General features: G+C 66.1%; 14 protein-coding genes. 6 read left to right on the top strand and 8 right to left on the bottom strand.

What is annotated here, in order from left to right:
- Nucleotides 1-6 precede the first annotated feature (6 nt).
- Nucleotides 7-1,557 carry a pentapeptide repeat-containing protein gene (locus ACFWNN_RS42700; RefSeq protein WP_382445702.1) on the bottom strand — a complete coding sequence of 517 codons (1,551 nt, stop codon included), beginning with the start codon at nucleotides 1,555-1,557 and terminating at the stop codon, nucleotides 7-9.
- A 484-nt stretch (nucleotides 1,558-2,041) separates the two neighbouring features.
- Between ACFWNN_RS42700 and ACFWNN_RS42695 the strand changes: the two genes are divergently transcribed.
- The 4 genes from ACFWNN_RS42695 to ACFWNN_RS42680 are packed head-to-tail and all read left to right on the top strand — an operon-like array spanning nucleotide 2,042 to nucleotide 4,819.
- Entirely contained in the window at nucleotides 2,042-2,563 is a 522-nt protein-coding gene (locus ACFWNN_RS42695) for a YbaB/EbfC family nucleoid-associated protein (protein WP_382445701.1), read from the top strand.
- Nucleotides 2,560-2,862, top strand: coding sequence for a hypothetical protein (locus ACFWNN_RS42690; RefSeq protein ID WP_382445700.1), 303 nt, complete (start codon nucleotides 2,560-2,562; stop codon nucleotides 2,860-2,862). The genes ACFWNN_RS42695 and ACFWNN_RS42690 overlap by 4 nt, the downstream gene beginning before the upstream one ends.
- Nucleotides 2,859-3,953: a hypothetical protein gene (locus ACFWNN_RS42685; RefSeq protein ID WP_382445699.1), complete on the top strand. Its 1,095-nt coding sequence runs from the start codon at nucleotides 2,859-2,861 to the stop codon at nucleotides 3,951-3,953. The genes ACFWNN_RS42690 and ACFWNN_RS42685 overlap by 4 nt, the downstream gene beginning before the upstream one ends.
- Nucleotides 3,950-4,819 carry a DUF6346 domain-containing protein gene (locus tag ACFWNN_RS42680; RefSeq protein WP_382445698.1) on the top strand — a complete coding sequence of 290 codons (870 nt, stop codon included), beginning with the start codon at nucleotides 3,950-3,952 and terminating at the stop codon, nucleotides 4,817-4,819. Before ACFWNN_RS42685 ends, ACFWNN_RS42680 begins: the two co-directional genes overlap by 4 nt.
- Nucleotides 4,820-4,858: 39 nt before the next feature.
- Here the strand turns inward: ACFWNN_RS42680 and ACFWNN_RS42675 are convergent, their stop codons facing one another.
- The gene (locus ACFWNN_RS42675) at nucleotides 4,859-5,344 is read right to left on the bottom strand and encodes a very short patch repair endonuclease (protein ID WP_382445750.1); all 486 of its coding nucleotides are present in this window, start codon (nucleotides 5,342-5,344) and stop codon (nucleotides 4,859-4,861) included.
- A gap of 96 nt (nucleotides 5,345-5,440) precedes the next feature.
- Here ACFWNN_RS42675 and ACFWNN_RS42670 point away from each other — a divergent pair, with 96 nt between their 5' ends.
- A complete protein-coding gene (locus ACFWNN_RS42670) occupies nucleotides 5,441-6,814 on the top strand; it encodes a DNA cytosine methyltransferase (protein ID WP_382445697.1) in 1,374 nt (457 codons plus the stop codon).
- Between the two features lie 238 nt (nucleotides 6,815-7,052).
- Here the strand turns inward: ACFWNN_RS42670 and ACFWNN_RS42665 are convergent, their stop codons facing one another.
- The 5 genes from ACFWNN_RS42665 to ACFWNN_RS42645 form a co-directional block, all read right to left on the bottom strand.
- Nucleotides 7,053-7,913 (bottom strand): tachylectin-related carbohydrate-binding protein, encoded by an 861-nt coding sequence (locus tag ACFWNN_RS42665; RefSeq protein ID WP_382445696.1) that lies wholly within the window; start codon nucleotides 7,911-7,913, stop codon nucleotides 7,053-7,055.
- A gap of 15 nt (nucleotides 7,914-7,928) precedes the next feature.
- A complete protein-coding gene (locus tag ACFWNN_RS42660; protein ID WP_382445695.1) occupies nucleotides 7,929-9,296 on the bottom strand; it encodes a hypothetical protein in 1,368 nt (455 codons plus the stop codon).
- A 19-nt stretch (nucleotides 9,297-9,315) separates the two neighbouring features.
- Nucleotides 9,316-10,215 carry a YncE family protein gene (locus tag ACFWNN_RS42655; protein WP_382445694.1) on the bottom strand — a complete coding sequence of 300 codons (900 nt, stop codon included), beginning with the start codon at nucleotides 10,213-10,215 and terminating at the stop codon, nucleotides 9,316-9,318.
- Nucleotides 10,216-10,672: 457 nt separating this feature from the next.
- Nucleotides 10,673-11,356: an SDR family NAD(P)-dependent oxidoreductase gene (locus tag ACFWNN_RS42650; RefSeq protein WP_382445693.1), complete on the bottom strand. Its 684-nt coding sequence runs from the start codon at nucleotides 11,354-11,356 to the stop codon at nucleotides 10,673-10,675.
- Nucleotides 11,353-12,093, bottom strand: a complete 741-nt coding sequence (locus tag ACFWNN_RS42645; RefSeq protein WP_382445692.1) for an inositol monophosphatase family protein — start codon at nucleotides 12,091-12,093, stop codon at nucleotides 11,353-11,355. The genes ACFWNN_RS42650 and ACFWNN_RS42645 overlap by 4 nt, the downstream gene beginning before the upstream one ends.
- Before the next feature lie 117 nt (nucleotides 12,094-12,210).
- On the opposite strand from ACFWNN_RS42645, the gene ACFWNN_RS42640 reads away from it, so the two are divergent.
- Nucleotides 12,211-13,056 (top strand): SGNH/GDSL hydrolase family protein, encoded by an 846-nt coding sequence (locus ACFWNN_RS42640; RefSeq protein ID WP_382445691.1) that lies wholly within the window; start codon nucleotides 12,211-12,213, stop codon nucleotides 13,054-13,056.
- Here the strand turns inward: ACFWNN_RS42640 and ACFWNN_RS42635 are convergent.
- Nucleotides 13,010-13,342 carry a PucR family transcriptional regulator gene (locus ACFWNN_RS42635; RefSeq protein WP_382445690.1) on the bottom strand — a complete coding sequence of 111 codons (333 nt, stop codon included), beginning with the start codon at nucleotides 13,340-13,342 and terminating at the stop codon, nucleotides 13,010-13,012. The genes ACFWNN_RS42640 and ACFWNN_RS42635 overlap by 47 nt on opposite strands.
- Between the last annotated feature and the right edge of the window lie 102 nt (nucleotides 13,343-13,444).

The raw sequence follows: 13,444 nt of genomic DNA, 5'->3' as shown, positions 1-13,444 counted from the left end.
TGAGTTCTACTGTGCGTGCCGCCATGCAAAGTTCTTTTGTTTCTTCAACTCTGAGGCGCGGTCGGCATCGGTTGGGATGAGTGTGCCATAGGGATCATGATCATTTCTGCTCTCCTTCCAGCCGTCAGGCCAGCGCCTCAGGTTCGGATCTTTGATCTTGGAAATTTTGGCACCACCAAAGAAGACGCCGTTAACGGAGTTGTTGCGCTCGGAGTCCTCCGCATCGAAGATGACTCCTCCGAATAGTGCGCCACTGTCGAAAGTTGCTCCGCTGAAGTCGGTAAAAATTTCGTCGCGGAACCTGGCGCTTTCGGCGTAGATTCCTTCCGGCTGAAATGAGACGAGCCCCCTAAAGTGGGTCCCTTTGAAGCTTGCCGTGTCGTGGAATTCCGATCCTTCGAATAGGCAGTATTGGTCGAATCGCGCTTCGTCGAAATCGGACTTTCCATAGAAGTGCACTCCTCCGAAGTATGCCTCCTTGTTAAATGACGCGGAACTAAAGGTGGCGTCACCGAGGAACATTGTGTCCTCGAAAATTGCCCCTTCCTCGAATTCTGCTCCGATGAAGCGCACGCCTCCTGTGCCGGATGGGCCTTTTCTTCCCCATGGTTCACCTTCGAATGTTGCCCTAACGAAGAACGCGCCCCTCGTAAAAACCGTTGAGTTGAAGAGTGCTTGTCGTGCTCGACAGTTCTCAAAGTTGAAGTGGCTTAGCTTCGCGCCTGTCAGATCGATGTCGATGTTCGACCAGAAGTCGACTGGGGCTATTTTGTTCCAGTGTGGCCACTTCAGATGCTTGCAAAGAAGCCGTTGTGCGGTATTTCTAACTTCCGACTCTTGCTGAATGCGGACCTTTTCGCTCGGGTTCTCCTTAGTGGAAGCACTGTTCTTATCTTGCTTGTCTTCGGTTTCATTAACGGGCATGCGTAGATATGCGCAAATTACATCCACGACCGTCTGGCGATGGCTTTGATTGGCTTGGGCGAGACGTTCCAGGGCGTATAGGGCGGCTAGTCTGACGGCGGCGTTCTCGTGGCCAAGCTGATTGACGGCATTGTTGTAGAGTTCGGTGATTCTCTTCTCTGTGGCATCGTGATTAGTGTCCGCTGCGGTGATCTCCTGATGCCATTGGCGGCGTACTGCTAGGAGCAACGCGAACAATCCACCAGTTCCGGCGCCAATGCTAAGTCCGGTTTTTATTGCTTCGATACGGGCAGCCGCTGGGTCCTTTGCCTGGTTCGCCTGTGTGAGGAGCCAGCTTGTTGTCAGCCATCCGACTGCAATGACGATGGCGCCACACGCTGCAACGGTCCACCCGCTCAAGTTGAGCGTGTCAGGAGACTTTTCTTTTGGCGGGACTATCAGGCGTCTGACGGTGATGGCGAGAAGCACTACGGCGATGATCAAGAGTGCCACTTCGGGCAGGTGCGGGCGCGTGGCTCTTCCCACGGCAATCCAGTCCGGCCAGCCGGAGATGACGCTCAACGCGGCGGCAACCGCGATGAGACCGCCGATACCTGGGACAAGTGCGCGCTTTGCTCTCGATGCGACCACCACGCTAGATACTGTCGTGCCACTGCCTTCGATCGCTACATCGAGATCCTGCGAGATGCTGTGTGTGCAGTTTTGGCGACTGTTCCCAGACGCGGGCCGCTTCTTTGACGGCGGCGATGCTTTAGCGGGATCGCCGCAGATATGTGCAGGTCACGGCAGGCGTGAGCAGGGAAGGGACTAGTGCGTACCGTGTCGGGGGTACTTCCGTTCACCTGTATGGATCAGACCCTGACCAGCGAGTACGCGGTCAGGGGATGATCATGTAACTGCCGGTGACGTTCCGTTCGTGACTGCCTGTACGGGCCGTTCGCGCCCAGGTGGCACCGCGGTTCTGGACCACTCGCCGCCCTGTCGGACGCTTGATCGATGTGGTCTTCATCACGAGGGCGCACGGCTGGTGGTGGCCTCGGGTTTTGAGGATTCGCTCGGCCTGCCGGTGCAATTGCTGACTGGCAGTATGGCCTCGGTTACGCATCGTGGAGGCCAGATGACCGATCCGGACGCCATTCTCAGTCAATACGAAGGCAAGCTGGCAGACGCCCAGCGCAAGAGCGACGCGATACGTGAGGAACTCGCAAACCTGCGTGTTGTGGAACGCAGTGCTGACGGCCAGATCGTCGTGACGATCAACGACGCGGGCAACCTCGTGGACCTGAAGCTCGGCACCTCGTTGCAGCGCAAGGACGGCGACAGCGTGGCGCAGGAGGTGCTGCGCGTGCTGCAAGGTGCGCAGAGCCGGGTGGCCGCGACCGTGCAGGAGGCCATGTCGCCGATGCTCGGCGCTGACTCCGAGGCGATGCACTTCATCGTGGACAAGCTGCGCAGCGCACATCCGTTGCCACCCCCGCAGTACCTGCCAGGCGGCGGGTACGGGGACGAGCCGCATCGGCTCGGCGCCATCGAGGACGACGCGCCGCCTTCGCCTCCGGTGGCCCGGCCCCGTCCGCAGATGCCTCGCTCGTCCCAAGACGACGAGGAAGACTTCGGCGACAAGGGATTTCTGCGATGACCTACCGCATCGACCTCGTTGAGATGCAAGCACATTCGGCCAAGCTCGACAGCGTGGGTGCGCACGTGAACCAGGCGCTGGGCGCGGCGCAGACCGTGTCCAGCCCAGAGGCGTTCGGCAAGCTCGGATTTCCGCTCGCGGCTCTCTGCTCTGTCGCACAGAACTCGGCGATGGACACGTTGCGCCAAGCCTCGGATGCCGCGGCGGACCATCTCAGGCGGTTCGACTCCTGGAGGAAGTCCGTCGAAGAACACGAACAGCTCCAGACTGACGTATTCGACGGGATGCACGAACGATGACCACAGTTGGACCTGCCCCGGCACCTGGGCCGAACCCCTTGATCGTCACCGGGGAGGAGACGGCCGGTACCGAAGGCGCGGGAATCTTCCACGACGCCACGGAGACCGTGAAGGGCTTCTCGGGCGGTAACTGGGCCGAGGGCTTGATCAACGCCGGGGCGACGGCCGCCGGTGTGGCCGGCGCTCTCGCTGATCCGATGGCCGCCCTGCTCAGTGCGGGCTTCGGCTGGCTGATCGAGCACGTCAGCTTCCTCAAGGAGCCGCTCGACTGGCTCGTCGGAGATCAAGAAGCCTTGGACGGCATGGCGAAGACCTGGGAAACCGTCTCCGGGTTCATGAAGGAGACCTCCGAAGACCTGCGGACCTGGGTCAGGAACGACACGACCACGTGGGCAGGAAAGGACAGCGATCAGTACAAGACGTTCGGTGCTGATCGCGCCGACACCTACGCCGGTGTCGCGACGGCTGCCGGAGGCATCGCGGGTCTGGTCCGCATGTGCAAGATCGTGCTCAAGGTGGTGCGTGACATCGTGCGCGACCTCATCGCGGAGGCGATCGGCAAGCTGATCTCCATTTGCCTGCGGTGGGCGCCTGCGGTCGCGGCGGCTGGTGCGGGCCTGGCCGGGGCGATCGCCGAGTGCGTGCCGACCGCGATCAAATGGGCCAACAAGGCATTGGAAGCGTGCCGCAGGCTTACCAAAGCGTTCCGCAACGCTGGCGGTCTGTTCCAGAAGCTCGACGACATCCTCATCAACGCCAAAACGGCGCTCTCCAAGAGCGGCGACGACTTCGTGAACGTCCTCAAGAAGAGCATCGACGCGGACATCCGACGGAGCGGAGCTGACTTCTCCATCGCCGGCATGGCCAAGGACGCACTCAGTGAGGCGAGGACGGTCGCCGCAGACGGCATCAAGAGCGTGCCGTCCGAGGTCCTTCCGAAGCTCGGGATCGAGGCGACCAAGGAGTCCACCAAGTTCCGCGACTGGGAGGACAAGGCCAAGGACGGCGGCGGATGGCGGACGTGGCGCGACCTACGTGCGGAAGAAGAGGAGAAGCAGGAAGAGAAGAGAAGGGAGGCCAACGGCGGATGACGGTTGTCCGCGTCCTGCACAGGTTCTCCGCGTTCCTGCTCGTGCCCGTTCTCGGCTACCTGCTCGGCGCCACGATCTTCAACCACTTCTGGAACAAGGTCGAGACCGACCTCCACGGCGCCGACCTCGTCATCACCGCCACGTCCTGCGAACGCAGCGGGCCGTTGACCTTGCGCGGCTTCGGCTACGTCTACGACTGCCGCGCCAAAGTGGAGAACAAGACCAACGGCAACGTCACCACGGCAACCACACGTGGCTTCCTCACGCCCGAACTCATCGGCACCGAGGTGGCCGGTTCGGGCTTCCGGCGCGGCGAGTTGTATCCGGAGCGCCCCTATGCGGGATGGGGCATGGCTTTGCTGCTCCCGTTCGGCGTTCTCTGGTTCTACGTCTACATCCGGATCGCTTGGCCGTTGCTGCCTGAACGCAGGAAGGCTCGGCGGAAACCGGTGAGGTACCAACGGCCTGACAGTGCGGCCGAGCCTGATCGCACAGTGCGAGTGTTCGGCGGGCATCGGCGAGTGTGGTTGTTCGTCGTCTTCCTGCTCGGGTGTGCAGGTGTGTTCATTCACCCCGCGTCCTGGGCGGTGGTCGGTCTCGTGCTCCTCGCCGTCGCGTGGCAAGCGCTGCGAGGGCCGATGATCGCTGTTTCTCCCGACGGACTCGCGTGGCGCGGGACGAGCCTCACCTGGGCCGAGATCCGGGACGTCAGGCTGACACGGCGCAATTTTCTGCTGGTGCAGCCTAGGAACGGCGAAGAGGCGCGCATTGGCAGGTTCGGAACCGAACAGGCCACCCGCATCCATGTCGCCATGGGTCATTTCGCTCAGGCGCCCTATGTTCGTGACGATGTAGTGCTCGGGTGAGCCCGAACTCGGCGCGGACGAGTGCGGCAACGCACTAGATCAGCTAGATTCGAACCCGTGTTCGACGACGGTTGCCACTCGCTCAACCGCGGTGTCCAGGGTTTCGTGTTCCCAAATGCGGATCACGGCCCATCCCGCCGCGGTCAGCACCTCGTCGGCCCGCCGGTCCCGCTCGATGTTGCGCCTGAGCTTCGGCGTCCAGTACCAGTCGTTGGTCGTGGGCTGCCGGCCGTGCTCAGGGCACACGTGCCAAAAGCAGCCGTCGACGAACACCGCGATCTTGCGAGCGGTGAAGACGATGTCCGGACGCACCTTGACGCCCTCGTCGAACCGGAGCAGATGGTCCTTCCGGTAGCGCATCCCGCGTCGGTGCAGCGCACTGCGCAGCGCCACCTCGGGTTTGGTTCCCGAGCGCCGGTTCGCCTGCATGTTCCGCGAACGGCCCTCGTTCAGAGGGGCGGGGTAGCGGCCGTCAGCATGAGCCTTCGCACGACGAGCACTGCGATCTTCGTCTGGCACGTTCATCCCGTCTGGCGAGCAACTTTGCGCCATTCGTAGCCGGTGCCGGAAGATACCTCAGTCCCAGCGCGAGCTGAAGACCAAACCATGAGAGGAGGGCCTGTGGAAGCCCCCAAGGCCGCGACGCCGTTGAAGGTCGTCGAGATCTGCGCTGGCGCTGGTGGGCAGGCCCTCGGGCTTATGCAGGCTGGTTTCGAGCACGAGCTCGCCATCGAACTTGACCCCACTGCGGCGGACACCCTCCGGGTGAACCTGCTGGCCCGGCACGGCCAGCCGGTGCGAGAGGAACTGCTCGCCACGAAACGCGGCGGCAAGAAGAAGGAACCCGACGCCCCCGCTCCGATCCAGATCGTCGATGGCGTGATCACCGGCGACGTGGCTTCCAAGGAGGTCTGGGAGGTGGCGCGCAAGGCGGGTGTCGCCATCCCGGAGAACTTCGACCTCCTGGCCGGTGGCGTTCCGTGTCCTCCGTTCAGCCTGGCCGGGCAGCAGCACGGCTCGACTGATGAACGCGACCTCTTCGCGTGGGCAGTGCACCAGTGCCAGACGCTCAAGCCGAACGCGCTGCTCCTCGAAAACGTCCGCGGCCTCAGCACGCCGAGGTTCTCCGCCTATCGGCAGGAGATCCTCGACCAGTTGATCGACATGAAGTACGTCGCCGAGTGGCGGCTCCTGCACGCGTCCGACTTCGGCGTGCCCCAGTTGCGCCCGCGTTTCGTTCTCGTGGCGCTGAAAGAGGAGTTCGCCCCGTACTTCCACTGGCCGAAGAAGCAGGCCGAGCCGCTCACCGTCGGCGAAACCCTGAAAGACCTCATGGGCGCTCGCGGCTGGAAGGGCCTGGACGAGTGGGTCGCAAAGGCCAACGACATCGCGCCGACGATTGTTGGTGGTTCGAAGAAGCACGGCGGCGCCGACCTCGGCCCGACGCGTGCCAAGAAGGCCTGGGAGCAAATGGGCGTTGACGCCTGGGGCATCGCCAACGAGGCGCCGGCCGAGGACGACGAGTTCAAGGTCGGGCCGAAGCTCACGACCGAGATGGTGCAGCTCCTGCAGGGCTGGCAGCCAGCTGAGTGGCAGTTCGTGGGCCTGAAGACCTCCAGGTACCGCCAGGTCGGCAACGCGTTCCCGCCACCAGTTGCCAGGGCCGTGGGACTCGCGATCAAGTCTGCGCTCCTCAAAGAGGGCGACCCGGTTGATCGCGACATCGACACCGAGCACGACCCGATCTACCGGGCGCTCCGCGACGCCGGCGACTTCCGGACCGCGGCACAGATCTCGAAGGCGATCGGCAAGGAACTCGAGGCGCACGAGCTGGAGCACAGGATCTCGTTGCTGAGCAAGGACTTCGAGCTTGAGATCGACCGGGACAAGCCCGCTGCGCCCAAGTTCAAGCTGGGCAGGTTCAAGGCGTTCGTCGGTCAGGACGACCACGTGCGTCACGACCTGTTCAACAAGAACAAGTCGAAGATCAGCTGATCGCTGGGACCACCGCATCCACCTGCTCGGTCTCGCGCTCAACGCCGAGACCCAGGTGACCATGCTCGTGGTGCGCGGTACGGATCGACGAGGTGGTCGAACTACGCCCCCAAGAAGAGGACCGGCGGTGGCGAGCGGATTGGAGTTCAGCGACGTTCGGGCCCTTCTGGGGCACCTAGGAAGGTGAAAGGCCCGCCCCCGGAGCAGATGCCGAGGACGGGCCTTAGCAGAACGCGGGTCAGTTCTTCTTCACCTGGTTGAGGCGCGTGATCACGGCCCCGCCGTCCTGCATCCCGAACGAGTTGCACGCGGTGTCCCACGGGAAGCGCGAGCAGGCGTTCGACTGCACCACGACGTCCTGCTCGTTGTTCCACCCGCCGCCGATCACCTTGGCGTTCTTCCACACCTTGGTGACCGGGTTGTAGCTGTACCAGAGCAGGTTGCCGTTGTTCTGGTTCACGGCGTAGAACGTCTCGCCGCCCGCCGAGCTGAGGTTCTTCAGGTTCTGCCAGCCGGTGGTGACGGTGGTGGTGGGCTTGACCCAGGTCGCGGTCGCGCCCGTCCAGAAGTCGATGTAGTAGCGGTACATCGCGCCCGCCGCGTTGCGGGCGTAGACGACGCCGCGGCTGGTGGCGACGATGGCGTTGTACTGCGTCAGGCCCGTGTCCAGCAGCGCGCCCTGGACGGCCCACTGCTGGGTGGTGAAGTTGTAGTAGTGGGCCTTGAGGTTGCCGGCCGCGTCGAGCGTGTAGATCACGCCGTCCTCGTCGACGGAGATGCGGTAACGGGTGTTGGCGGCGCTGTAGGACCAGCCCTGGCCGAGCACGAGGTACTCGTTGCCGTTGAAGCTGTCCCACGTGGTTCCGTTGTAGTGCAGCAGTCTCAGCTCGCCGCCGGTGGTGATGCTGAACGTCCAGCCGCTCGGGCCGGCGAGCACGCGGCCCTGCCAGCCCGCGCCGATCTGGTAGCTCTCGCCCCAGGCGAAGGTGCCGGTGGCCGGGGTCGAGTGCTCGAAGCAGTAGAGGTCACCCGCGGTGTCGCACGGGTAGACCGGAGCGAGTCCGTAGCGGGCCGACAACGTGGTGCTGGGTCCTGGCATGTCTCACTCCACCCCTCAGAGGTTCAGCATGGCGGTGCAGGCGTCGAGAACCAGACGCTCTGTGGACCCGGCCGCGGCGGCGCCGCTCGGGTTGAACTTCAGCGGGGCCGGCCAGGCGTAGAACGTCGTCCACGAGCCGGGGCCCGACATCTGGTCGTCGTCGGTCCAGCCGGCCTCGTAGCCGAAGTGCTTCGACTCGCCCGCCTGCAGGACGCTGTGGCCCGCGACGTAGCCCTCGGTCTCGTTGGCGTACGCCATGATCCACAGCCAGCCCGGGGTCTGGTTCTGCAGGACGACCGAGTACTGGGAGAGGACCTCGTGCGACATCGCGAGGATGTTCAGGCCGCCCAGGTTCCAGCGCTGGATGGGCATCGGGAACACCTTGGGCAGGCCGGGGCCGTGGAACTTCTCGATCATGACCTCGGCGTGGCGGTACGCGAAGTCGTCCGGCGGGAACGTGTCCAGCCTGTCGTTGTAGGAGTTGCGGGCCCTGATGGCGGCGGCCGGGTCGCCGAAGTCCACCTGCAGCGGGATCTTGATCTCGTTGTAGTAGGTGGCGACGGGGCCGGTGACGGCGTTCCAGCCGCCCGAGTTGACCATCGACACGACCGCGTTGCCGAGCGTGGTGCCGAGGCTCGTGACCATGCTGGGGGAGTGCGGGTCGTTGGGCTCCTGGTCGCCGGCGGCGCCCTGGAAGAACAACGCCTGGATGCCCAGCGCGTTGCTGATCACGTCGGTGGCGGCGCCGGGGTAGTCGCTGCAGAACGTCCTGTCGTTGCCGCGCGAGACGGCGTGGCAGGCGTATCCGAAGAGGACGGTGTGCAGCCCGTTGTCGCTGGTGCGACGGGCGATCAGCGCCGAGATCGTCGTCATGACGTGCGGCTCTTCGGCCCGGTTGTAGCCGATCGTCGTGCTGCCTTCCTTGTACCACAAGGTGACCGGCGTGCGGGCCATCGCGACGGTCTGCTGGACGAGAGCGACCATCTGGTTGATGAACACGGTCGTCGTGCCCTCGATCGCGTTGATGTCCGCGGGGGCGAGGTCCATCATCACGTACGGGCTGGGGCTCGTCGTGCCGATCATCGGGCCGGAGTGCGTGTGGCTCACGATGATCAGGAAGTTGCCGTTGTTGTTGCCCACCAGGGGAAGCACCGCGGAGCGGATCGCCTGGTGGACGTAGCGCGGGATGCTGACGACGTCGACGCGCAGCATGACCTTGGGGCCGGCGCCGTCGTCGATCACGACGCACTGGGCGCGCAGCCGGCGGTCGACCGCGCCCTGGTTGCCGCGCGGGGCGCCGCAGTAGCCGCCCATCCAGAGGCTGGGGTAGGTGGGCCAGGACGGGGTGTAGTCCAGGGTCTTCACGGACATGGAGAAAGGCATCTCGGGCTCCTCCCGGCGCTCAGGCGGTCTCGACGACGGCGACGCAGGTCGGCGTGTTCGAGTTGGGGGTGGACAGTGAGCTCTCCGGCTTGCCGGAGTCGGAGTTCGCGGACGTGATCTTGCGGTTCTTCTTGTCCAGCACGAACGTGCGGCCACCGTCCTTGCTCATCGCCAGAGGACCGTTCCCCTTGCCGTTGGCCTCCTTCGTCCTGACCTTGTTGGAGTTGACGTTCACCGTGACCAGCTGCGCGTCGACGTTGCGGCCCGCGTAGAGGCTGACGGCCGCGAACGTGCCGTTCGGGTGCACCGCGAGACCGCAGGGCACGCCTTCGAGCTCGGTCGCGCCGGCCTTCCCGCCGCGCAGGCCGAACGTGGCCAGCTCGCGCGACGACGCCACGTAGAGGTTCTTGCCCTTGGGGTCGATCGCGAGCAGCAGCGGCGTCTTCTCGGTCTCGAACCTGCCCGACACCGCGTTCTTGGCGGTGTCGACGATCGTGACGCCCTTCGCCCGCTCGTCGCCGACGAACAGCTGCTTGCCGTCGGGCGTGAGAGCGAGCGAGCGCGGCAGCAGGCCGGCCTTGATCAGCGTGCGGACCTGTCCGGTCGCCGCGTCCACCACGGCCACGTGCCCGCGCGAGCCACCGCCACCAGCGGTGCCGGTCGCGACGTAGATGGTCTTGCCGTCGGGCGAGACGAGGACCTCGTTGACGAACCCGCCGACCTGGATCTCGGTGGTCACCTTGCCGCCGTCCACGTCCACGACGCTCAGCCCCGGCCCGAAGACCGTCCCCACGTAGGCGAGCACTCCGTCGGGCGAGCCGGTGATCGCGTTCGGCTGACCGTTGACCGGGATGAGCGACTGCTCGCCGGTCAGACTCGGGTCGGCCAGCTGCACGACCCCGTTGCCGAGGCGGTCCACGCTGCCGATCAGAAGTTTCTTGCGAGCTGCCTTGGGTGCTGCGGCTGCGGTCCCCGCGAACAGTCCCTGACCGACGACGCCCACTGCGGCGCCGCCGAGTGCGGCGGTCAGGAGCGTTCGTCGGGAAATCGGTCGGTGCTGGGATGCCATGTCGTCCGTCCCCCTCCGGTCGAAGTCGACTCGTTGAACATTCGAGGAAGAGGACGTGTGTGTTATCACGCTGGGTAGTCCATTTTTGAGCTGTGACCCAGTTGAGACATTGCATAGCCGATTGATACGCACGGTGGCTGCCGTGTGACGGACTGCTCTTGACCAGGTCGTATGTAATAACGCAAGTAAAGCCGCAGAGGGGTCTTTAGGCCCTGTTCGACGGTGTGCAAACTGAGCTACGCGCGTGAACGACTACGTACTGTGACGTAAAGATGTTAACTAAGTGATGGCAGCCGTCGCAGTCGGCTCACCAGGTCGGCCGAGTGACCACTCCGCCGTCCACTACGAGGTCGTGCCCGGTGATCCACTGCGCGAGGTCGCTCGCGAGGAACACGCACGCGGCGCCGACGTCCTCGGGCGTGCCCAGCCGGCCCAGCGGCGCGGCGGCCCGCCACCGGGCGACGCCCTCCGGCCACTGCTCCTCGATGCCCGGCCGGCCGATCAGCCCCGGCGAGACCGTGTTGACCCGGATGCCGCGCGGCCCGTACTCCAGCGCCGCCGCCCGCGCGTGCATGATCAACGCGGCCTTCGAGGCGGCGTAGTGGGCGTGCCCCGGCGCCGGGTGCGTGCCCTCGATCGACGCGATGTGCGTGACCGACCCACCGGACGGCAGGTGCTCGACCGCCGCCTGGGTCACGGCGAACGGCCCTGTCACGTTCGTGTCCACAACGGATCGCCACTGCGCGGTCGTCATGCCCGGCAACGGTTCGACGGGCTGCACGCCCGCGTTGTTGACGACGGCGTCCAACCGGCCGTGCCGTGCGGCCGCCTCGGCGACGACGCGCTCGGCCTCGGTGCGGAGGTCGCCGTCCGCCCGGCCGAGGTGGCGCAGGACCGTCGCGCCCGCGCGCACGAAGCAGTCGGCGATGCCCGCGCCGATGGTGCCGCCCGCGCCGGTGACCAGGACGACCTGGCCGCTGAGATCGATCACGAGACGATGCCCTCCACCCGACGGACCAGCCAGTCGACGATCTCACCACGCCCCGCGGCGAACGCGTCGGCGGCGATCTCCACGAACGTGCCCCCGGCCTCGCGCACCAGCACCGCGCCCGCCGCCACGTCCCACGGGAAGGTGCCGATGTTGGCGACGGCGTCGGCCCGTCCGGCGGCGACCCACGCCAGGGACAGGGCCGTCGAGTAGACCCGGCGGACGTCCGCGATCGCCAGCAGGTCGCCCAGGAGCTCCATCTCGCCGGAGTAGGGACTGCCGGGCAACGGGATGTCGGTCAGCACCAACGGCCGCGGCCCGCCACCAGGCGGGATCACCAGCCCGGTCGACCGGACGCGGAACGGCACGCCCGCAGCCGCGGTGAAGAGCTCGTCGCGGAACGGGTCGAGCACGCACCCCGCGACCAGCTCGCCGTCCACCGCCGCGGCCACCGAGATGCACGACAACGGGATGCCGCGCACGAAGTTGCGGGTGCCGTCGATCGGGTCGACGTACCAGGTAACCGAGGCCGTCGCGCTGCCCAGCTCCTCGCCCACGACCGCCGAACCGGGCGCACCGGCGACCAGGGCCGAGCGCAGGAACGCCTCCACCGCCAGATCGGCGCTGCTCACCTGGTCGTACGTGCCCTTCGCCGACACGTCGACCTGGACGTCGTGCAGGAGCTTGGCGGCGTCCACGCAGGAGTCGGCCGCCAGCGAGAGGAGTTCGCCTGGAGTCACGTGCTCCATTGTGATCGGTCACAAACACGACCGGATGACTCTGGGCAACGTCCTACCCGCGCGCGTGACCTGAGCCACCACGATGAGCTCACCTGACAACGACGTTGGAGGATCGGGATGCGAATCGTGGCAGGCGTGGCGGCTCTGGCGATGTTGGTCGCCGGAACAAGCACCGCTCAGGCGGACGTCCTCGAGTACGTGGCCATGGGCGACTCGGCGGCGGCCGGTCCGTTGATCCCGAACCAGGACCCGGCGCTGTGGTGCCTGCGCAGCAGCAACAACAACTACCCGCAGGTGGCGGCCAAGATCCTCGGCGCGAAGCTCACCGACGTCACGTGCTCGGGCGCCACGACGGACGACTTCGCCGGACGGCAGTTCGGGTTCGTGAAGCCGCAGTACGACGCGCTCTCCAAGAGCACCGACCTGGTGTCGATCACCATCGGCGGCAACGACGTCGGGCTCGTGCAGACGGCGCTGGGCTGCATCAACCTGCTCCCCGAACCGGTCGGCCTGTCGTGCAGGGACCGGCTCACGGCGGGCGGCGACCAGGTGGCCGCGAAGATCGCCCAGTGGGCACCCGAGTTCGGGGCCGCGCTCGACGAGGTCAAGCGCAGGGCACCGCAGGCCAAGATCCTCGTCACCGGCTACGGCACGTACGTGCGGCCCGGCGGGTGCTACCCGGTGCAGCCGATCTGGGCGCGGGACGCCGACTTCATCCAGGGCTCGGTGAACCTGCTGAGCGCCACGGCCAAGGCGGAGGCCGAGAAGCGCGGAGCGTCCTACGTGGACCTGGCGGCGGTCAGCGTCGGCCACGACACGTGCGCCAAGCCGTCCGAGCGCTACCTGGAGGGCCTGATCCCGACGACGATCGCGGCGCCGTTGCACCCCAACGCGGCGGGCATGAAGGTGTTCGGCACTACGGTCGCGCGCGCCGTGCAGCAAGCGCAGCCGTCAAAAGCGTGACGTGCTCGATGCGCGTCGGGTCGAGGCCGGTCAGCTCCGCCACCCGCCGCAGCCGGTAGTCGACGGTGTTCGGGTGCACGTGCAGCTCGGAGGCGGCGGGCCGCCGTGAGCCGCGGCGGAGGTAGACCTCCAGCGTCTGCACCAGTTCCTCGGTCAGCGGCGCGACGATCTCCGCCAACGGCCCGAGCGCCGCGCTCGGCCGGGACAGCTGGTACTCCAGAAGCACGTCGGTGAGGCGGAAGAGCCCGGGGCCGGACGCCACGGCCAGCACCTCGCGCGCCAGCACGGCGGCGGGGGGGGGCCCCCCGGGGGGGGGCGGCCGCCCCCCCCCCCCCCCCCCCCCCCCCCCCCCCCCCCGCCCCCCCCCCCCCCCCCCCGGGGCCGGGCG

Source organism: Lentzea sp. NPDC058450 (assembly GCF_042721395.1).
Lineage (GTDB): Bacteria > Actinomycetota > Actinomycetes > Mycobacteriales > Pseudonocardiaceae > Lentzea.
The sequence above is the reverse complement of the archived record's forward strand: the minus strand, read 5'-3'. Positions and strand labels throughout refer to the sequence as shown.

Coding starts and splice junctions, on each gene's coding strand:
- ACFWNN_RS42695 (WP_382445701.1), top strand. CDS start 2,042: ATGACCGATCCGGACGCCATTCTCAGTCAATACGAAGGCAAGCTGGCA.
- ACFWNN_RS42640 (WP_382445691.1), top strand. CDS start 12,211: ATGCGAATCGTGGCAGGCGTGGCGGCTCTGGCGATGTTGGTCGCCGGA.
- ACFWNN_RS42685 (WP_382445699.1), top strand. CDS start 2,859: ATGACCACAGTTGGACCTGCCCCGGCACCTGGGCCGAACCCCTTGATC.
- ACFWNN_RS42690 (WP_382445700.1), top strand. CDS start 2,560: ATGACCTACCGCATCGACCTCGTTGAGATGCAAGCACATTCGGCCAAG.
- ACFWNN_RS42675 (WP_382445750.1), bottom strand. CDS start 5,344: ATGAACGTGCCAGACGAAGATCGCAGTGCTCGTCGTGCGAAGGCTCAT.
- ACFWNN_RS42680 (WP_382445698.1), top strand. CDS start 3,950: ATGACGGTTGTCCGCGTCCTGCACAGGTTCTCCGCGTTCCTGCTCGTG.
- ACFWNN_RS42665 (WP_382445696.1), bottom strand. CDS start 7,913: ATGCCAGGACCCAGCACCACGTTGTCGGCCCGCTACGGACTCGCTCCG.
- ACFWNN_RS42660 (WP_382445695.1), bottom strand. CDS start 9,296: ATGCCTTTCTCCATGTCCGTGAAGACCCTGGACTACACCCCGTCCTGG.